Below are 19,731 nucleotides of genomic sequence, written 5' to 3'. Positions count from 1 at the left end.
ATGGCCACCGGATTCGCTGCCAAGGACTTTCTTCATGCCCGACACCCTGCCGCCGGATGCATTGCCGGCCGACCTGCATTACGTCGACGACACGGCCCCCGGCATCACCCGCAAGAAATTGCGTGGCAAGTTCTGTTATTTCGACCCGCAAGGCCAGTGCATCACCGACACAGCCGAGATCCAGCGCATCAATGCCCTAGCGGTGCCACCGGCCTATACCGATGTCTGGATCTGCACCGACCCGCGCGGCCATCTCCAGGCCACCGGGCGCGATGCCCGTGGACGCAAGCAGTACCGTTACCATGCGCGCTGGCGTGAGGTCCGTGATGCGGACAAGTATTCGCGGATGCTGGAATTCGGACGGGCCCTGCCGCGCTTGCGCAAACGCCTGGAGCAAATCCTCGCCACGCCCGGGTTCAGCCGCGACAAAGTCATGGCCACGGTCATCACCCTGCTGGACACGACCCTGATCCGCGTCGGCAACAGCCAATACGCGCGGGACAATCGCTCCTATGGCCTGACGACCCTGCGCAACAAGCATGTCGAGGTCAACGGCAGCGCCATCGCCTTCCAGTTCCGTGGCAAGAGCGGCATCGAGCACCAGATCACCGTGAAGGACCGGCGCCTGGCGCGGATCATCAAGCGCTGCCAGGAGATCCCCGGGCAGAACCTGTTCCAGTACCTGGACGAACACGGCGAACGCCACGCCATCAGTTCTTCGGACATCAACGCCTACCTCAAGACCCTCACTGGCGCTGACTTCACCGCCAAGGACTACCGCACCTGGGCCGGCAGCGCAGCCGCTCTGGCCGGGTTGCGGACGCTGCGCTGGGAAACCGAAAGCGAGGCCAAAAGGCATGTCGCCGAGATGGTCAGGCAAGTCGCCCGACAACTGGGCAACACGCCGACCGTCTGTCGCAAGTGCTACATTCATCCTGCGGTGGTGGAGAGTTTCCTGCTCGGTGCCCTGACCCAGTTGCCCAAACCCCGGGCACGTAAAGGCCTCAGCGAAGAAGAAGCCGGGCTGGCGTTATTCCTGCAGCGCATGACGCAAGCTGCCCAGAAATGCGAACAGCAGCAACCGACTTGATGTGCTCACCGGCAGCCAGCCATGGATGAGGAACATCCGCAGACCGCTGGACTCCCAACTGTACGGCACAGCCGATCCGCAGGCACTTGCAAAGGGTGAAGTCGACAGGAGTTTCAGATGTCCGAACACATTGTCCATTTTCATTGCCAGATCGATCAGGGAACCACGGAACGCTTTCGCGATAACTGCCTGGAGGCCATTGAGAAAGGCGCCGACTCGCTGATGCTCAATCTCTCCACAGTCGGTGGCAGCACCAACTTCGGTTTCACCCTCTACACCTTCATCAAGTCCCTGCCGATACCGGTACGTGCGGTGAACGCCGGCAACATCGAGTCGATGGGCATCGTCATGTACCTGGCCGCCAGCGACCGCACCACCACCCCGCACTCGCGTTTCCTGATTCATCCGATGAACTGGTACTTCGGTCAGAAGTCGGTGGACCACTCACGCTTGCGCGAGTACCTGTCCAGCCTGGACAACGACGTGGCGCGCTACGTGGAAATCTACGTCAAGGAAACCGCTGGCGCGGCGACGCAGCTGGATATCTTCAAATGCCTGTGTGCCGAGGAACGGGTGATTCCAGCGGAGAACTCCCTGGCTTTCGGCATTGCCCATCGGGTCGAGCAAGTGGTATTCCCGGCAGATGCCAAGCATTGGAAAGTCAGCGGTGGCGAGGATTAGAAGTGAAGGCTGGTGGCAGACCATTCGTCGCCAGCAAGCGGTTTTTTTTAAACTTCCCCCGGCCATTTTCTTTCCCAACTAATGCGAGGCACGTTGCTCGCTCAACCAAAATGAGGATTCTCGAAATGGCCAGTAGCGGAAACAAAAACCCAGGCAACTTCGCCAATGATCGTGAAAAAGCATCGGAAGCCGGCAAGAAAGGCGGACAAGCGTCGGGCGGCAACGTTGCCAACGACCGGCAAAAAGGCACTGGAGCCGGTAACAAAGGTAGCGAACGCAGCCAAGGCGGCGGCAGAAAATCGTAACCACGCAAATCGTTGGGGCGCAGAGTACTGCGCCCCGGCGCTATCCGCTCTCGTCCTCGCCCTCGCTACAAATACGAAATTCCATATATTCGATTGTCCGCATATACTCCGGCGCAGCCCAACCTTGCGCTTATCGGAGCCGATCGATGAAAGTCCTCTTCATGTGCACAGCCAACAGTTGCCGCAGCATTCTCAGCGAAGCGATGTTCAACCATCTGGCCCCGGCCGGATTCCAGGCCGTCAGCGCCGGCAGTTTCCCCAAGGGCCACGTGCTCCCGCGCAGCCTGAGCACCTTGCAAGAAGCCGGTATCAGCGTAAAAGGCTTGCGCAGCAAGGGTAACGACGCGTTCGAGGGCAGTCCGCCGGACATCGTCATCACCGTGTGCGACAGCGCCGCTCGCGATGCTTGCCCGGTGTACTTCGGTCCGGCCATCAAGGCCCACTGGGGCCTGGTCGATCCATCGACCGTCAGAGGCAGCGATGATCAGATCGGCCAGGCCTTCCATGCCACCCTGGATCGTATCGAAACCCGCTGCCGGGCCTTTTTTGCCCTGCCCTTCGACCAGCTCGATGCCCAGGCCTTGAAAGCCGAGCTCGACCGCATCGGCACCCTCTGACCGCTCAACCTGCGCGATAGGCCTGCTTCACCGTCTCGATCCAGCTCGCCTCCAGGCGCGACTGTTCGGTGCCCAGGCCCAGCGCCTGCATCTTCGCCAGGTGCGCGTCGGCCTCTCGCGCCAGGGAGCCCTGGGCGCTGGAGTTGGCGTCCAGCTGATGCATCTGGGCCAGCCCCAGGTGATAGAAACGCAGCAGCTTCATAGCGGTGGGGTCCTGGGCTTGCACGCCAGCGGTCACCTGGTGCATCACGTTGGTGATTTTCATCAGGCTGCGCTTGAGCTGCCAGCCGTACACGGCGGCGGCCATCCATGGCTGCGACCAGAAATACAGGCGCATCAGCGCAGCCATTGCCAGCACCGCGACAAGCACCCCGCCGAGATTGAAGCGAAAGTTATCGCCTCCGGGCGTGCCCAGCAGCAGCACGGCCAGGCTGGACAGCAACATCGCCAGGGCCAGGAACACCACCGCGATGATCAGGGTGCTGCGGCGAGTCTGCTTGCGATAGGTGTCGCTATCCCACGGTTTGATCTCGAACATCGCGGTGCAATTTCCTTGTACGGCATCAAAAGAGTCACGCATTATCGCCTGCCCGGTCGATTTAGCTATGCTGGAGCTCATTTTGTATCGCAACCGACTCGCCGGGTCTGGATCGAAGTCCATGGCGATAGCGCAAGGATCGTGCGATCTTTCTGCGTGGACGTTTTTTTCAAGATGCCGTCGTTGTGTGCATGGCATCGTTTTCAAGGAAAGCTGAATGAATCAAAGACATGTAATCAACGCCTCGGTAAGCCCCAAAGGCAGCCTGGAGACCTTGTCCCAGCGCGAAGTCCAGCAACTGAGCGAAGCCGGTTCCGGCAGTATCTATACCCTCTTCCGCCAGTGCGCCCTGGCCATCCTCAACACCGGCGCCCATGTTGATAACGCCAAGACCATCCTGGAAGCCTACAAGGACTTCGAGATCCGTATTCACCAGCAGGACCGGGGCGTGCGCCTGGAGCTGCTGAACGCGCCGGCCGACGCGTTCGTCGACGGCGAAATGATCGCCAGCACCCGGGAAATGCTGTTCAGCGCCCTGCGCGACATCGTCTACACCGAGAACGAGCTGGACAGCCAGCGCATCGACCTCAGCTCGTCCCAGGGCATCAGCGACTACGTCTTCCACCTGCTGCGCAACGCCCGCACCTTGCGTCCTGGCGTGGAGCCGAAAATTGTCGTGTGCTGGGGCGGTCACTCGATCAACACCGAAGAATACAAATACACCAAGAAGGTCGGCCACGAGCTGGGCCTGCGCAGCCTGGATATCTGCACCGGCTGCGGCCCTGGCGTGATGAAAGGCCCGATGAAAGGCGCCACCATTGCCCATGCCAAGCAGCGTATCCATGGCGGTCGCTACCTGGGCCTGACGGAGCCAGGCATCATCGCCGCCGAGGCGCCGAACCCGATCGTCAATGAGCTGGTGATCCTGCCGGACATCGAGAAACGCCTCGAGGCTTTCGTACGTGTCGGTCACGGCATCATCATCTTCCCGGGTGGCGCTGGTACGGCGGAAGAGTTCCTCTACCTGCTGGGTATCCTGATGCACCCGGCCAACCAGGACCTGCCGTTCCCGGTGGTGCTCACCGGACCGAAAAGCGCCGCGCCGTACCTCGATCAGTTGCATGCATTTGTCGGTGCAACCCTGGGTGAGGCCGCGCAGAAGCACTATCAGATCATCATCGACGACCCGGCCGAAGTGGCGCGGCAGATGACCCAGGGGCTCAAGGAGGTCAAGCAGTTCCGCCGCGAGCGCAACGACGCCTTCCATTTCAACTGGCTGCTGAAGATCGACGAAGGCTTCCAGCGCCCGTTCGACCCGACCCACGCCAACATGGCCAGCCTGGGCCTGAGCCGCGACCTGCCCGCCCACGAACTGGCGGCCAACCTGCGCCGGGCGTTCTCGGGCATCGTGGCCGGCAACGTCAAGGACAAGGGCATCCGCCTGATCGAAGAACACGGCCCTTACGAGATCCACGGCGACGCCGCCATCATGGAACCCCTCGACCGCCTGCTCCAGGCCTTCGTCGCCCAGCACCGCATGAAACTGCCAGGCGGCGCGGCGTATGTGCCGTGCTATCGCGTGGTGACCTGACCTACCCGAAGACCACAGATCCAATGTGGGAGCGAGCCTGCTCGCGATGGCGCCGGTACATTCAGCACTGATGCAAGCTGAACCTCCGCTATCGCGAGCAAGCTCGCTCCCACAGGTGTTCTGCGGCGGTCATAGAATCGAAGGCAACCGCATCAGGCCGGCCTCATCCACCTCAATGCCTAGCCCAAGGTAATCCTTGATCTGCGGATGAAGGGTGACCACCGGGTGCGTATGCGTCGCCGTCACCACCAGCACATCCGCCCCCGCCGCCTCGCCAGCCCGAATGCCCGCCTCGGCGTCTTCAAACACCAGGCATTTCTGCGGTGCCACCTGCAAGCGTTCGGCAGCCAAGCGGTAGCAGGCGGGGTTGGGCTTGCCGTCGCTCACGTCCTCGGCAGTGACCATCACTGCGGGGCGTGGGATCCCGGCCGCTTCCATACGCCGCAAAGCCAGTGCCATCGGCGCCGAGGTGACGATTGCCCAGCGCTCTGGCGGCAGGCTGTTCAGAAAGGCCTGCGCACCGGGCACCTGCACCACGCCTTCGACGTCTTCGATTTCCTCGCGGGTAATCTGCTCGGCCTCGGCCTGGGCATCCACCCCCGGCAGGTGCTGGCGGGTGATGCTGTCGATGGCGCGCACGCCATGGATCGTCGGCAGGAATGTCGCCACGTCCACGCCGTGGCGCAGGGCCCAGCGCGTCCAGATCCGCTCGGCGGCGGCAATGGAATTGAGCAGTGTGCCGTCCATGTCGAACAGGAAGGCGCGGTAGGCAATGGGGGTGGGGAGACTGGCAGGCATCGGATCCTCGGTGGCGGCGTGGCGGGTGATGACCACAGGATTAAATGGTGGGTTGGTTACACCAACCGCTCGATCGGCTGATGCTGCCACACCTGCTTGTAGTACAGCGTCTGCAACAGCAGCATGCTCAAGTAGGCCACCGGGAACGCCACCCACACCCCTTGCAGGCCGAAGTGAGCGTCCAGCAGATACGCCGCCGGCACCTGCACGACGACGATACAGAAGATCGAGATAGCGACTGGCACCAGCACCGTGCCGCTGGCGCGCATGATGCCGCCGACGATCGCCTGGAAGCCGAACACCAGCAGGCTCCAGAGCATGATGTGCAGCAGGTGTTCGGCCTGGACCCGTGCCGCCGGGTCGGTGATGAACAGCCCCAGCAGCCAGTGGGACAACAAATACCCCAGGACCACCAACCCGCCCGTAAGCCAGAGGTTGATCAACAACCCCGTGCGCAGGATCGGCCCCAGGCGCTCCAGGCGTCCGGCACCGATGGCCTGGGCGCCGAGGATCGAAGCGGTGATGGCGATCGACAGCGCCGGAAACTGCACGTAGTTGACGATCTGCGTCACCGCGCCGTAGGCCGCCGTGGCCTGGGAGCCATGGCTATTGACCAGCGTCAGGATGACCAACTCGGACAACGAGATCACCACCATCTGCAACCCTGTGGGCAAGCCTATGCGCAGCACTTTGCCAAGGATCTCCATGTCCAGGCGCATCGCCGCGAACAACGCCCGGTCCGGCGCCAGGGCATGCTCGCGACGGTTCAAGCGCCACGCCAGCATGGCCATGGCCGAGGCCGTCCCCACCAACCCCGCCAGCGCCGCGCTCTGGATGCCCATCTGCGGCAACCCCAACCAGCCACGAATCAACGCTGGCGTGAGCAGCAACCCGACACTGGTGGAGGTCAGCAGCGCCAACATCGGTGACACCGTATCGCTCACCCCGCGCAGCAGCTGGGTAAACAGCACAAATATCAGCAACATCGGCAGGATCCACAGCATGACCCGGGCATAGGAAACGGCATCCTCCAGCACATCGGCCGGCGTGCCGAGCCCCTGCAACGCCTGACGCGCAAAGACACTGCCAAGCACCGCCGCCGCCAGGCCGATGATCGCCCCCAGCAACAAGGTCGAACCGGCAATCGCCTTCACCGTCCCGGTTTCGCCGGCGCCGTAGGCCTGCCCGATCAACACACCCGCCCCCGCGCCGAGGCCAATCACCAATGCGATAAAGAAAAACACGATGGGAAACATGCCCGACACCGCCGCCAAGGCCTGGGTACCGAGCATCTGGCCGATGTAGATGCTGTTGAACGTGCCAGACATGGACTGCAGGAAATTGGACAAGACCATAGGGGCCAGGAACAGGAGGTAGGTTTTCCAGAGGGGCTGGGTGGGCATGGGGGCTCTGATGGCAGGTTCGAAATCCAATGCGGGGTAATTTAGCGCAATCCATGGATTCTGTTTCGGAAGATGTCCGTTTTTCGTGGCGAGGGAGCTTGCTCCCGCTGGGCTGCGCAGCAGCCCCAAAACCTAAACACGCAATCTTTCAGGCCAACCGCACCCGCCAAGTTTGGGACCGCTTCGCGCTCCAGCGGGAGCAAGCTCCCTCGCCACAAAGGCCCGTGCGCCCTCTCCCTCGCCAGGTGGCTCATACCTTCGTCGGGTGCATTCGACATTTCCCAGACTGCGTCTAACCTGAAATAGCACAGTGCCACGTACTGTGTAGGCCAATGCCTATGCAATACCGGTATCGGACAGCCGGTCTTAAAGTCCGAGTAGAGGTCGCAGATAACCAGTTATTCGCAAATAACCTGTTAGAAACTCTGTTCAAGGACCGAACCATGACGTCGTACCCACACGGTCATTCCTTCGCTCAACCACCTCGCATCCTCTGGAACACAGTGCTCGTCGCTTTCGTTGCTGCCGTTGGCGTCTTACTGCTCAATGGTCCAAGTGTACAAAACATCATCCTGGCTGTTGCCCTCCTGGCCGTTGGTGTCGGTGCTGGTGTATGGGGTGCGCGTTCGCAACGTCAGCAGTTCGACAGCGCCATCGCCGCCATGGCCCGCAACGACCTGCAAGCCAGCGAGCATCTGGCCCATAAAGCCAGCGAGCAACTCAACGAAGTCATTCTCGGCGCCATGCCGATCTGGGCCAAGCAGGTCGAAAGCTCTCGGCAGCAGACCGAAACCGCAATCGTCTCGCTGACCAGCCGCTTCACCGGCATTTCTTCGCGCCTGGAAGAGACCGTGCAAGCCTCGCAACTGGCCGCCGGTGAGTTGGCCGGCAGCAGCAGTGGCGGTGCCGTGCAGGTGCTGGCCCAGAGCGAAAGTGAACTGGTCAAGGTCATCGATTCGCTGAAGGCCACCCAGGCCAGCCGCGATGAAACCCTGGCCCAGGTACGCAACCTGACGGCCTATACCGGGGAACTGCGGACCATGGCCGCCGATGTCGCGGCGATTGCCGCGCAGACCAACCTGCTGGCCCTCAACGCCGCCATCGAAGCCGCCCGTGCCGGCGAGGCCGGGCGTGGCTTTGCCGTGGTGGCCGACGCCGTGCGCAGCCTCTCGAGCAAGTCCAGCGAGACCGGCCAGCAGATGTCGGCCAAGGTCGACATCATCAACACCGCCATCACCCAACTGGTGCATGCCGCGTCCAGCGGCGCGGACCAGGACAGCCATTCGGTCAGTGCCTCCGAGCAAAGCATCCAGCAGGTGCTGGAGCGCTTCAAGAGTGTCACCGGCAGCTTGGCCGACTCGGCCGACATGCTGCAGCGGGAGAGCTTCGGCATCCGCGATGAACTCACCGAGGTGCTGGTCAGCCTGCAATTCCAGGATCGGGTCAGCCAGATCCTCAGCCACGTGCGCGACAACATCGAGGACCTGCATGTGCACATGCAGCAGGCCAGCCAGTCGCCCGAACAAGCCGTTTCCATCGACGCTCGCCAATGGCTGGCGCGCATGGAAACCACTTACGCCACCGACGAGCAACGCCGCAATCACCACGGCGACTCGGCCGCGCAACAGACTTCACAGGAAATCACCTTCTTTTAGGAGCGCCGTTCATGGCTAAAAGTGTATTGGTTGTCGACGACTCCGCGAGCGTTCGGCAGGTGGTCGGCATCGCGTTGAAAAGTGCCGGCTATGACGTGATCGAAGCCAACGATGGCAAGGATGCCCTGGGCAAACTCAATGGCCAGAAAGTGCACCTGATCATCAGTGACGTGAACATGCCCAACATGGACGGCATCACCTTCGTCAAGGAGGTCAAGAAGCTGGCCAGCTACAAGTTCACGCCAATCATCATGCTCACCACCGAATCCCAGGAATCGAAGAAACAGGAAGGCCAGGCCGCCGGAGCCAAGGCCTGGGTGGTCAAGCCGTTCCAGCCGGCGCAGATGCTGGCGGCGGTATCCAAGCTGATTCTTCCTTGATGAGCGGAGGCGCCCATGTCGTTGCACTACGAAACACAGGATGACACCGCCCAGGTGCACATCGACGGCGAGCTGACGATCTACACCGCCGCCGACCTGGCCGCGCAATGGTTACCGCAGCTGGGCGCAACACCGCGGATGGCCCTTGATCTGTCGCAGATCACCGAGATGGACGGCGCCGGCCTGCAACTGCTGCTGATGGTACAACGCGAGGCCGCCAAGGCCGGCACCCAACTGACATTGACCGGCCAGAGCAAGGCCGTCATGGAAACACTTGCCCTGTGCAACCTGGTTGCCTAGGGCTGCTGCAATACGTCGGACACGACAAAGGATATGAGCGTGAGCATCAATCTCGATCAGGCACAACAGACGTTCATCGTCGAGGCACGGGAACAGTTGCAAGCGATGGAAGAGTCGCTGCTGCAACTGGAAACCGACCCCGGCGACGATGACGCCATCGGCGCGATCTTCCGGGCGGCGCACACGATCAAGGGCTCGGCCGGGCTGTTCGGCCTGGAACCGATCGTCAGCTTCACCCACATCGTCGAAGACGTGCTCGATCGCCTGCGCAACGGCAGCGTCGAAGTGGACGCAGGCCTGATCGCGGTACTGCTCAAGTCCAGCGATCACATGCTGGAGCTGATCAACGTGGCCGCCAACCAGGGCGGAGCGCTACCGCCACCGGCCCTGCAACGGGAAGTGGAACTGTGCCAGATCCTGCAGGAGTACCAGGCGCCCTCGCCGGCCACGGCCCCAACGCCCGCCCAGAACACCGAAACCCGTGAACCCGGCGAAACGCGCCTCTGGCACATCTCCCTGCGTTTCGGCCAGGACGTGTTCCGCAACGGCATGGACCCTCTGTCGTTCCTGCGCTACCTGCAAACCCTGGGTGAAATCGTCGACATCACCACCTTGACCGACGCCCTGCCCGCCGCCGATGCCTGGGACGCCGAGTCCTGCTACCTGGGTTTCGACATCGAGTTTCGCTCGGCCGCCGGCCACGGCGCGATCAATGAAGTGTTCGATTTCGTCCGGGAAGACTGCGAGATCGAGATCGTTGCCCAGGACGACGACATCGCGCCCCAGGCCAACACCGGCCTGGTCACGACGTCGCCGGAACCGGCCGAGGAAACCACCGCATTGGTCGCCACCGGCGAGTTGTTGTCCGACCAGCGCAAGACACCACGCATGCCCGCCCAGATCGCCACCGACAAACAAGCGGTGAGCAGCGACAGCAAGGCCAAGGACGGCACCTATGTGCGTGTCAATGCCGACAAGCTCGATGAACTGATCAACCTGGTGGGCGAACTGGTCATCGCCAGCGCCGGTGCCAGCCTGTTGGCCCGCACCTGCCATAACGATCCGTTGCAGGAATCCACCTCGACGGTGTCGTCACTGGTGGAAGAAATCCTCGACGGCGCCCTGCGCCTGCGCATGATCCCCATCGGCGAAACCTTCAACCGGTTCCGTCGGGTGGTGCGCGATGTCAGCCAGGAGCTGGGCAAGGACATCGACCTGATCATCAGCGGCGCAGAGACCGAACTGGACAAGACCGTGGTGGAAAAAATCGGCGACCCGCTCATGCACCTGCTGCGCAACGCCATGGACCACGGCATTGAAACCGCCGAGGCCCGGCTGGCGGCGGGCAAACCGGCCAAGGGGCACCTGCACCTCAACGCCTATCACGACTCGGGCAGCATCGTGCTGGAAATCGCCGACGACGGCGCCGGCCTGAACCGTGACCGGATCCTGGAAAAAGCCCAGGAGCGCGGCCTGGTCTCCCCCGGCGCGAGCCCGACCGACCAGGAGATCTACAACCTGATCTTCGAGCCCGGTTTTTCCACCGCCCAGGCCGTGACCAACCTTTCGGGGCGTGGCGTGGGCATGGACGTGGTCAAGCGCAACATCACCCTGCTGCGCGGCACCGTCGACCTCGACAGCCAGCCCGGCAAGGGTACCGTGGTGCGTATCCGCCTGCCGCTGACCCTGGCGATCATCAATGGATTTCTGGTGGGCATCGGTCAGTCAACCTATGTCATTCCGCTGGACATGGTCCAGGAATGCATCGAGCTGAGCGAGAACGATGGGGTCGCCAGCCGCGAACAGGGCTATCTCGACCTGCGCGGCGAGGTGCTGCCCCTGGTCTACCTGCGCGATCACTTCAGCCACGAAGGCCCGCCCGCTCGCCGGCAGAACGTGGTGGTGGTGCGCTACGCCGAACTCAAGGCCGGGCTGGTGGTGGATGACTTGCTGGGTGAATTCCAGACCGTGATCAAGCCGCTGGGCAAGCTGTTTGGTGCCCTTCGCGGCATCAGTGGCTCGACCATCCTGGGCAGTGGCGCGGTGGCGTTGATTCTCGACGTACCGGCGCTGCTCACCCAGATCGCCCAAGTGGAAAACCGCTTCACATCAACTCAATTACAACAAGCCAACGCTCGCTGACGCTTAAGCAATTCCATGGAGAGGTACTTCCCAATGAAATGGTTCTACGATCTTAGAATCGCCACCAAACTGATCACTTCATTTCTTGTGGTGCTGGCCCTGACCGCCGTCATGGGAGTGTTCGCGATCATCCAACTGGGCGAGGTGAACAGCACCACCGTCGATATCAGGGAAAACTGGATGCCGTCCATGCGTGCGGCCTCGGGCATGCGTTTCTACGCGGCAAACTATCGCCTCAAGGAAAACCGCCACATTACCGCCGATTCCGAACAGGAACGCCTCACTGTCGAACAAGAAGCGGAAGACGCCAGGAAGGGGTTTGAAACCCGCATGGCGACCTATGAAAAACTGCTCTCCAGCGCGGAAGATCGCCAGCTGTTCGAAACCACCCGCAATGACTGGGTCGCTTACCTCGCAGTCAGCAAAGACCTGCTTGCACTGTCTCGGCAAAACCTGACCGAGCAAGCCCATGCAATGCTCAAGGGCCAATCCAAGCGTCAATTCGATCTGGTGGTCAACGACCTGCAAAAACTGGTGGAACTCAATGACGCGGGCGCTGGCGCCGCCAGCGAGCATGGCGCAGCGCTGTTTGAAAAATCGCGCCTGTCGATCATCGTCGTGCTGATTGCCGCCCTGCTGGTGGGCCTGGGCCTGGCGCTGTTCATCTCGCGCATCATCTCCCGCCCCTTGAAACAGGCCGCGACCGTCGCCGAGCAATTGGCCGAAGGCAACCTGAACGCCAAAATCGACGGCGGCTCCAAAGACGAAACCGGCATGGTGCTCAACGCCATGCAGAACATGATCGGCAAGCTCTCGCACATCATTGGCGAAGTGCGTAACGCTGCGGACAACCTGGCCAGTGCTTCCGAAGAAGTCAGCGCCACCGCGCAATCGATGAGCCAGGCCACCAGTGAACAGGCAGCCAGCGTCGAGGAAACCAGCGCCTCCATCGAGCAGATGAGCGCCAGCATCAACCAGAACACCGAGAACGCCAAGGTCACCGACGGCATGGCCAGCAAGGCCGCCAAGGAAGCCACCGACGGCGGCGAGTCGGTGCAGCAGACCGTGGTGGCGATGAAGAAAATCGCCCAGCGGATCAGCATCATCGACGACATCGCCTACCAGACCAACCTGCTGGCGCTCAACGCTGCCATCGAAGCCGCCCGCGCCGGTGAGCACGGCAAAGGCTTCGCGGTGGTCGCCGCCGAAGTGCGCAAGCTGGCCGAACGCAGCCAGGTGGCCGCCCAGGAAATCGGCGAGCTGTCCTCCAGCAGCGTCGATATGGCCGAGAAGGCCGGGAACCTGCTCAACGAGATGGTCCCCTCGATCAACAAGACCTCGGACCTGGTGCAGGAAATCAGCGCCGCCTCCGAAGAACAGGCCGCCGGTGTGGCGCAGATCAACACCGCCATGACCCAGCTCAACCAGGTGACCCAGCAAAACGCCTCCAGCAGCGAAGAACTGGCCGCCACCGCCGAGGAAATGAGCAGCCAGGCCGAACAGCTGCAACAGGCCATGAGCTTCTTCACCCTGGACACGCCGCCCAAGTCTGCCGTGCAAGTTGCCAGGGTCGACAACACCCCAGGCTCCTCCGGCCGCAAACCGACGCGGACACCGGCACCGATCATGCCCAAGGCGTTTGCCTACAACATGGCCAGTGCCCCGGACGAATCGGAATTCACCCGGTTCTGATGGCCCGGTTCCACAGGCTTGCTTAAAGGAGAAAAAGCAATGGGCGCCATCGCGACCACACGTCAAACCGCCATCGCGGTCGAGGAAGAAGCGCAATACCTGACGTTTATGCTCGGCACGGAGATGTTTGCCATCGGCATCCTGTGCATCAAGGAAATCATCGAATACGGCAACCTGACCGTGGTGCCGATGATGCCGACGTTCGTGCGCGGGGTGATCAACCTGCGCGGTGCCGTCGTGCCGGTGGTGGACTTGTCGGCCCGTTTCGGCCGGCCGAATTCGGCGATCAGCCGGCGCTCGTGCGTGGTGATCATCGAGGCGTCCAGCGCCGACGGCCAGGCCCAGGACATTGGCCTGCTGGTGGACACGGTGTCGGCGGTGCTGGAAATCCCGGCCTCGCAGATCGAGCCGCCACCGAGCTTCGGCGCGAAGATCCGGGCCGATTTCATCAGTGGCATGGCCAAGGTCGATGGCAAGTTCGTCATCGTACTGGAGGTGGACCGCGTGTTGTCCATCGACGAAATGTCCCAACTCGCCGAAGCCAGCCCGAACGCGCTGGAAGTGGATGCCCCGTGAACGCCGATACCTGCAAGGAACGCACGGCGAACGCGCTGGCGCTCAGTGACCGAGAGTTCGGCCAGTTCCAGTCCTGGCTGTACCAGGCCGCCGGCATCAGCCTGTCCGAGGCCAAGAAAGCCCTGGTGGCCGGGCGTTTGTTCAAGCGCCTCAAGCACTATGGGCTGGACAGTTATGGCGAGTATTTCAAGCTGATCATGAACGGCCAGCGCACCGATGAGTTACAAGTGGCGCTGGACCTGCTGACGACCAACGAGACCTACTTTTTCCGCGAGCCCAAACATTTCGATTTCCTGCGCCAACACGTACTGCCCCACGCAACGCCGGGCAAGACCTTCCGCCTGTGGAGCGCGGCCAGCTCTTCCGGGGAAGAGCCCTACAGCCTGGCCATGACCCTGGCCGAAGGGCTGGGCACCACGCCTTGGGAAGTGATCGGTTCGGACATCAGCAGCCAGGTACTGGCCAAGGCGCGCTCCGGGCATTACCCGATGGAACGCGCCCGCACCCTGCCTCAGCCGCTGCTGGTGAAATATTGCCTCAAGGGCACCGGTAGCCAGCAAGGCACGTTCCTCATCGACCGGGCGTTGCGCAACCGGGTCAACTTCATCCAGGTCAACCTCAACGACACCTTGCCGGAGCTGGGGGAGTTCGATGTGATCTTCCTGCGCAACGTCATGATCTATTTCGACCAACCCACCAAAAGCAAAGTGGTCGCCCGCTTGATCCCCCGACTCAAGCCCGGCGGGTATTTCATCGTCAGCCACTCGGAGAGTCTCAACGGTGTGTCCGATGCGTTGAAACTGGTGGCCCCTTCGATTTATCGCAAGCCATGAACACCGCAATGAGGGCAGTGGCCGAGGTGTACCTGGCGCCGGGGGAGTTTCGCTTTGCCACTTGCCCGACCCGCCTGCGCACGATTCTCGGCTCTTGCGTGGCGATCACGCTGTGGCACCCCGAACGCAAGATCGGCGGCATGTGCCACTTCATGCTGCCCAGTCGGGTGCGTTGCTCCAAGGCCTTGAACGGCCTATACGCCGATGAAGCCATTGAGCTGTTCATCCGTCAGGCCAGGGCCCATCACACCGAACCCGAGGACTATCAACTCAAGCTGTTCGGCGGCGGCGAGATGTTCCCCGAACTGCAACGCCATGTGCCCTACGGCGATGTGGCGCGGTTGAACGTCAATGCGGCGCTGGAAATCGCTGCCCTCTACCGCCTGGACCTGATCGCCCAGGACATGGGTAGCACCGGCCACCGAAGCATCATCTTCGACCTTTGCAGCGGCGATGTATGGGTCAGGCACCAACCTATAAGGACCCGGCACTGACTATGTCAAAAAAGATCAATGTACTGCTGGTGGATGACTCTGCGGTGGTTCGCCAGGTGTTGCTGGCGATCCTCAGCGACACACCGGACATCCACGTCATGGGCGCGGCGTCCGACCCGATTTTCGCCATGGACAAACTGGCCAAGGAATGGCCCGACGTGATCGTGCTGGACGTGGAAATGCCGCGCATGGACGGCATCACGTTCCTGAAAAAAATCATGAGCGAGCGCCCCACTCCGGTGGTGATCTGCTCGTCCCTGACGCCCCGGGGCGCGGAAACCACCTTGCAGGCGATGGCCGCTGGCGCGGTGGAAATCATCACCAAGCCCACCACCGGCCTGAAGAACTTTCTGTTGGAGTCGGCGCCGGAACTGGTGTCGGCGATCCGTGCCGCCGCCCAGGTCAACGTGCACAACCTGGGCAAGCGTCCCGCCCCGATCGCGCTGACGCCCGCGACCAAACTCACCGCCGACGCCATGCTGCCCGCCGCCAACGGCCACGCCATGGCACAGACCACCGAACGCATCGTCGCCCTGGGCACCTCCACCGGTGGTACCCAGGCCCTGGAAGCGGTGCTCACCGCCCTGCCGCGAGTGTGCCCGGGCATCGTCATCGTCCAGCACATGCCGGAAAAATTCACCGCCTCGTTCGCCGCCCGGCTGAACAGCCTGTGCCAGATCGAAGTGCGCGAGGCCCGCAACAACGACCGCATCCACCCGGGCCTGGCACTCATCGCACCAGGCGGCAAACACATGATGGTGACCCGCAGCGGCGCGTTCTATCACGTGCAGGTGGTGGATGGCCCACTGGTCAACCGCCACCGCCCTTCGGTGGATGTGCTGTTCCGCTCCGTGGCCAAATTCGCCGGCCGCAACGCCACCGGCATCATCATGACCGGCATGGGCGACGACGGCGCCCGCGGCCTGAAGGAAATGCTCGACGCCGGCAGCACCACCGTGGCCCAGGACGAAGCCAGTTGCGTGGTCTTCGGCATGCCCAAGGAAGCGATCAAACTCAATGCGGCGCAACGGGTGATGGGGTTGCAGGAGATTGCGCAGGTGATCTTGCATCGGTAACAACGACCGTCCCTACAGTGGAGCTTGATCAGGTGAATGATCGCTCCCCACGCTCCGCTTTCTGGAAAGTGACGCAGAGCGTCACGGGATGCATGCCCACGCAGAGCGTGGGAATGATCGACCGCAGTGGGCTTGTCGCCACAGGCGCTTCAGCAGCATGTGCCTACACGGGCGAAATCGTCGCCAGCACGCCGATCAAAAGAGTCAGTGCCAAAAACCCACCTAAAAAAATCGCCATCTTCGCCATGAGCACTCCTGGACCAAAAAATTGCAGTACACGGGTAGCCCGATAGGCCCGCCGCGTGATTATTCTGGGGCTGGGCCCGGGGTCATTACAGAGGCACCTGGCGCAGAAAAATACGGATCAGACGAACGCCTTCCCTCGTCGCACAACTTTCAATAGGCGAAAAAAGTTAAAGCCATACCGCGAAGTTCTCTCTCCGACTGACGGCGAGCGCGAGGTGATGGAGCTGGTCGTGTCAGGGCTGTTGAACAAGCAGGTGGCCGCCCGACTGGGCTTGAGCGAGGTGACCGTGAAAGTGCGCCGCGGGTCGTTGATGCGCAAGATGAATGCGGACTCGTTGGCAACGCTGGTGAAGATGTCGGAAAAACTCAAGGAAGCCGATCGCTAGCAGCCCATGATCACGGCTATCATTGCCGTTCGCCCTGTTGTCGGGCGATGTCGCTGCCCCCCTCAAGGACTCAGGTATGAACCTTCTGCCGTCACGCTCCACCCTCTTCGTCTCCAGCCTTTTGCTCAGCTCGCTGTGCTTCGCCGAAGGCGAGCCAACCGACGGCAGCCTCATCAAGGACTCGACCAAGGCAGCCGTCTCAAGCTTCATTACCGCCGGCAAGAACCTGTTGGGCGGCGTCAGCGAAGGCGTGCTCGATGGCCGCGAGTCGGCCCAGGGCGCCGACGGCGCGGCGATCATTTCCTCCAACGAGCAACTGAAAGACCGCGTCTCCATCGAAGTCCTGAAGCTGGAGCCCGTTGACGACACCTTCAGCGTCACCCTCGGCTTCAAGAACAGCACTGACACGCAACTGCGCCTGATCAACCTCGGCCAGACAGGCGCCCTGCTCGCCATCGACCAGGCCGGTTACGCCAACAAGCTCGCAGGGTTTGAAAACCCGGATGAAGTCACCATTCCGCCGAAGACAGCCGTGCGGCAGAAGTTTGTGTTTGAAGGGTTGAACGAGAAAATCGACACCGTGCGCGTGTGGGGCCAGGATTATCAGGTTAAAAAATAAGGTGGCGGTACGTTGATTGTCCCCACGCTCCGCATGGGAATGCATCCCGTGACGCTCTGCGTCACATGCCAAGGGCGGAACGCAGAGCGTCCCTGGTGGCGTTCCCACGCGGGAGCGTGGGAATGATCGAACCGTGGCGAGGGAGCTCGCTCCCGCTGGGCTGCGCAGCAGCCCTAAACAGGACAGCATCGAACATCATTGCCTACATCCGCTACAGAATCAGCCGACTTTCGCCACACTCACCGGCCCGAAATTCAACGCAAGCACACTCGCCAACACGATAACCGCCCCAACAATCACCATCGTCGCTGGGCGTTCGGCCAGGACCAGACAAGCCATCAACATCGCCGTGGGCGGTATCAGGTAAAGCGCCATGGAAGCGCGGCTCACGTCGCTGTGGGCCAGCACGTACGCCCAGGCGAGGTACGCCAGCGCGCTGGGGAAAATACCGAGAACCAACACCGCCAGGTTCACCGAAGCCGAAGCCTGTCGCGCCGCGCTCAACATGCCCGGCGCGAAAATGAACAACAGAAGTGTGCCCGACCAGACGGTGTAACAAACCAGGGTCAAGCCTTCGTAACGATGGGTATGGTGCTTCTGCAAAGCGAAATACACACTCCAGGACAGCGCCGCCAGCAGGATCAACAGTCCATGGGCGTCCATGTCACCCAAGCCTCGATCCCCCGTGACGACCACGGCTGCGCCAAGCAAGCCGCACAGGACACAGCCCCATTGCCAAGCGCCGACTCTTTCCTTGAAGACAAAATGCGCAAGCAATGTGCTGAACAACGGCGTGGACTGGGCCAACACACTCGCCGCCGCGGCACTGACGCCCCGTTGGCCGTAGTTGAGGGCGATGTGGTGCAGACTCACGGCAAAGAAACCCAATACCGCCAGCAACGGTAAATCCCCGAGACGCGGCCAGGAAATACCCTTCGCCATCGCGACGACGGCCATGAACACCGAAGCGATGAGAAACCGCATCAACGCCAGTTGACCCGGTTCGTAGGCCTGCAAGCCGATGCGAATACCAACGGGCGAATAGGCCCAACAAAGAATCACGAACGTGGTCGCCAGGATCACTTTTACGCGGGGTCTGCTGGGGTTCTTCAAGCCCTCAAACGGCACACAACGGGTTTCCATTCAGAGTTCCTGCGCACTGGGCGTCTGGTCGATTTACCCTGAAGTATCAAAACCACCCACTCTCAATACAAGTGACTTAAACTCAGCCAACCATTCACTTTGGGTGAGTTATGGAACTGTCCCAACTGCGCATGTTCAAGACCGTCTGCGACACCGGCAGCATCGCCCGCGCCGCCGAAGTGCTGCACTGCGTACCGTCCAACATCACGGCACGACTCAAATCCCTGGAGCGGGAGTTGGGTACACCGTTGTTTTTCCGCGAAGGCCGCGGCTTGCGGGTCAGCCCGGCGGGCGAGGTGTTCCTGGGTTATGCGACAAAAATCCTCGGCCTGACGGAAGAAGCCCGCCGCGCGGTAAACCCCAGCCACACGCCAAGCGGACCGTTGCGCATAGGCGCCATCGAATCCAGCGCCACGGGGCGCCTACCGCAGTTATTGGCCAAATATCACGCGCAGTATCCTCAGGTGTCGCTGGAACTGAGCACGGGGACTTGGGCGCAGTTACTGGACGATACCCAGCACCACCGGCTCGACGGTGTGATCGTGGCGGTCGACGTGGAACGGCCGGGGCTCAAGCGCGCCGTAATGTACCGCGAAGACCTGATGCTCATCGCCTCCGAATCCCACGGCCCCTTGCGCAATGCCGCAGACCTGCAAGGTAAGGCGATCTTCATGTGGCCCCCAGGCTGCCCGTACCGCTTTGCCCTGGAGCAGTGGTTGCTGCGCCATGACCAAGTGCAACCGATCATCAGCATCGCCAGTTATGGCGCCATCGTCGGCTGCGTCAGTGCCGGCGCCGGCGTCTCGCTGGTGCCGCGTGGGATCTATGAGCAATACCGCCAGGGGGCTGGCTGGACAGGGTATGAGTTCCCGGAGCTGACAGGCATCGATAACCTTTTCTACTGGCATGAAAACGCTGGCCGGCATCCTGCCAGGGAAGCGTTTCTAGCGATGTTGCAGGCGGAGTTCGAAGGTTAGTTACAACCTCGCCACAAAAGCCATTGAACTGCACTGAACGGCATCCCGCTGACCATCCTTGTGCACTCTTATGCATCCCTGTGGCGAGGGGATTTATCCCCGTTGGGCCGCGAAGCGGCCCTAAAGCTTTCACCTCGGTGCCCGGACAACACAAAACCCCGTGGCGAGGGAGCTTGCTCCCGCTGGGTT

General features: G+C 61.8%; 20 protein-coding genes and 1 pseudogene. 17 read left to right on the top strand and 4 right to left on the bottom strand.

The features are described from left to right. The first annotated feature begins 34 nt into the window (after positions 1-34). The 4 genes from TK06_RS02155 (at position 35) to TK06_RS02140 (ending at position 2,693) form a co-directional block, all read left to right on the top strand. Positions 35-1,090, top strand: coding sequence for a DNA topoisomerase IB (locus TK06_RS02155; RefSeq protein WP_063320609.1), 1,056 nt, complete (start codon positions 35-37; stop codon positions 1,088-1,090). 117 nt (positions 1,091-1,207) lie between these two features. Further along, positions 1,208-1,771, top strand: a complete 564-nt coding sequence (locus tag TK06_RS02150) for an ATP-dependent Clp protease proteolytic subunit (protein WP_063320608.1) — start codon at positions 1,208-1,210, stop codon at positions 1,769-1,771. Positions 1,772-1,896: 125 nt separating this feature from the next. Then, complete coding sequence (locus TK06_RS02145; protein WP_003203031.1) at positions 1,897-2,076, top strand: general stress protein; 180 nt, start codon at positions 1,897-1,899, stop codon at positions 2,074-2,076. Between the two features lie 146 nt (positions 2,077-2,222). Then, positions 2,223-2,693 carry an arsenate reductase ArsC gene (locus TK06_RS02140; RefSeq protein ID WP_063320607.1) on the top strand — a complete coding sequence of 157 codons (471 nt, stop codon included), beginning with the start codon at positions 2,223-2,225 and terminating at the stop codon, positions 2,691-2,693. Positions 2,694-2,697: 4 nt separating this feature from the next. Here the strand turns inward: TK06_RS02140 and TK06_RS02135 are convergent, their stop codons facing one another. Continuing rightward, the gene (locus TK06_RS02135) at positions 2,698-3,231 is read right to left on the bottom strand and encodes a DUF3087 family protein (protein WP_063320606.1); all 534 of its coding nucleotides are present in this window, start codon (positions 3,229-3,231) and stop codon (positions 2,698-2,700) included. Between the two features lie 217 nt (positions 3,232-3,448). On the opposite strand from TK06_RS02135, the gene ppnN reads away from it, so the two are divergent. Beyond that, the gene (gene ppnN / locus TK06_RS02130) at positions 3,449-4,822 is read left to right on the top strand and encodes a nucleotide 5'-monophosphate nucleosidase PpnN (RefSeq protein ID WP_063320605.1); all 1,374 of its coding nucleotides are present in this window, start codon (positions 3,449-3,451) and stop codon (positions 4,820-4,822) included. A 129-nt stretch (positions 4,823-4,951) separates the two neighbouring features. Here ppnN and TK06_RS02125 read toward each other — a convergent pair whose 3' ends face one another. Together TK06_RS02125 and TK06_RS02120 are read right to left on the bottom strand one after the other, a co-directional pair. Then, positions 4,952-5,620 carry an HAD family hydrolase gene (locus tag TK06_RS02125; protein ID WP_063325044.1) on the bottom strand — a complete coding sequence of 223 codons (669 nt, stop codon included), beginning with the start codon at positions 5,618-5,620 and terminating at the stop codon, positions 4,952-4,954. 56 nt (positions 5,621-5,676) lie between these two features. Then, complete coding sequence (locus tag TK06_RS02120; RefSeq protein WP_086936547.1) at positions 5,677-7,023, bottom strand: MATE family efflux transporter; 1,347 nt, start codon at positions 7,021-7,023, stop codon at positions 5,677-5,679. A gap of 332 nt (positions 7,024-7,355) precedes the next feature. Between TK06_RS02120 and TK06_RS02115 the strand changes: the two genes are divergently transcribed. The 11 genes and pseudogenes from TK06_RS02115 (at position 7,356) to TK06_RS02070 (ending at position 17,422) form a co-directional block, all read left to right on the top strand. After that, positions 7,356-8,678, top strand: coding sequence for a methyl-accepting chemotaxis protein (locus TK06_RS02115; RefSeq protein ID WP_428993585.1), 1,323 nt, complete (start codon positions 7,356-7,358; stop codon positions 8,676-8,678). Positions 8,679-8,689: 11 nt separating this feature from the next. Further along, on the top strand, positions 8,690-9,058 hold the full coding sequence (locus TK06_RS02110) for a response regulator (protein WP_063320603.1): 369 nt from the start codon (positions 8,690-8,692) through the stop codon (positions 9,056-9,058). A 15-nt stretch (positions 9,059-9,073) separates the two neighbouring features. Continuing rightward, positions 9,074-9,358, top strand: a complete 285-nt coding sequence (locus tag TK06_RS02105; RefSeq protein ID WP_063320602.1) for an STAS domain-containing protein — start codon at positions 9,074-9,076, stop codon at positions 9,356-9,358. A gap of 39 nt (positions 9,359-9,397) precedes the next feature. Beyond that, entirely contained in the window at positions 9,398-11,500 is a 2,103-nt protein-coding gene (locus TK06_RS02100) for a chemotaxis protein CheA (RefSeq protein ID WP_063325042.1), read from the top strand. 33 nt (positions 11,501-11,533) lie between these two features. Continuing rightward, entirely contained in the window at positions 11,534-13,192 is a 1,659-nt protein-coding gene (locus TK06_RS02095) for a methyl-accepting chemotaxis protein (protein WP_063320601.1), read from the top strand. 39 nt (positions 13,193-13,231) lie between these two features. Beyond that, positions 13,232-13,768 carry a chemotaxis protein CheW gene (locus TK06_RS02090; protein WP_063320600.1) on the top strand — a complete coding sequence of 179 codons (537 nt, stop codon included), beginning with the start codon at positions 13,232-13,234 and terminating at the stop codon, positions 13,766-13,768. Then, the gene (locus tag TK06_RS02085; protein ID WP_063320599.1) at positions 13,765-14,601 is read left to right on the top strand and encodes a CheR family methyltransferase; all 837 of its coding nucleotides are present in this window, start codon (positions 13,765-13,767) and stop codon (positions 14,599-14,601) included. The genes TK06_RS02090 and TK06_RS02085 overlap by 4 nt, the downstream gene beginning before the upstream one ends. After that, positions 14,598-15,095, top strand: a complete 498-nt coding sequence (gene cheD / locus TK06_RS02080; RefSeq protein ID WP_063320598.1) for a chemoreceptor glutamine deamidase CheD — start codon at positions 14,598-14,600, stop codon at positions 15,093-15,095. The genes TK06_RS02085 and cheD overlap by 4 nt, the downstream gene beginning before the upstream one ends. A gap of 2 nt (positions 15,096-15,097) precedes the next feature. Next, positions 15,098-16,171: a protein-glutamate methylesterase/protein-glutamine glutaminase gene (locus TK06_RS02075; RefSeq protein ID WP_063320597.1), complete on the top strand. Its 1,074-nt coding sequence runs from the start codon at positions 15,098-15,100 to the stop codon at positions 16,169-16,171. A gap of 449 nt (positions 16,172-16,620) precedes the next feature. Continuing rightward, a pseudogene (locus TK06_RS30480) lies at positions 16,621-16,803 on the top strand (LuxR C-terminal-related transcriptional regulator); the annotation flags it as partial. A 76-nt stretch (positions 16,804-16,879) separates the two neighbouring features. After that, positions 16,880-17,422: a hypothetical protein gene (locus TK06_RS02070; protein WP_063320596.1), complete on the top strand. Its 543-nt coding sequence runs from the start codon at positions 16,880-16,882 to the stop codon at positions 17,420-17,422. Between the two features lie 219 nt (positions 17,423-17,641). On the opposite strand, the gene TK06_RS02065 is transcribed toward TK06_RS02070, so the two are convergent. Continuing rightward, positions 17,642-18,565, bottom strand: a complete 924-nt coding sequence (locus TK06_RS02065; RefSeq protein WP_063320595.1) for a DMT family transporter — start codon at positions 18,563-18,565, stop codon at positions 17,642-17,644. A gap of 110 nt (positions 18,566-18,675) precedes the next feature. Between TK06_RS02065 and TK06_RS02060 the strand changes: the two genes are divergently transcribed. Further along, on the top strand, positions 18,676-19,542 hold the full coding sequence (locus TK06_RS02060) for a LysR family transcriptional regulator (RefSeq protein ID WP_063320594.1): 867 nt from the start codon (positions 18,676-18,678) through the stop codon (positions 19,540-19,542). Positions 19,543-19,731: the final 189 nt, after the last annotated feature.

The sequence above is a fragment of the Pseudomonas fluorescens genome (assembly GCF_001623525.1).
GTDB classification, from domain to species: domain Bacteria; phylum Pseudomonadota; class Gammaproteobacteria; order Pseudomonadales; family Pseudomonadaceae; genus Aquipseudomonas; species Aquipseudomonas fluorescens_Q.
The sequence above is the reverse complement of the archived record's forward strand: the minus strand, read 5'-3'. Positions and strand labels throughout refer to the sequence as shown.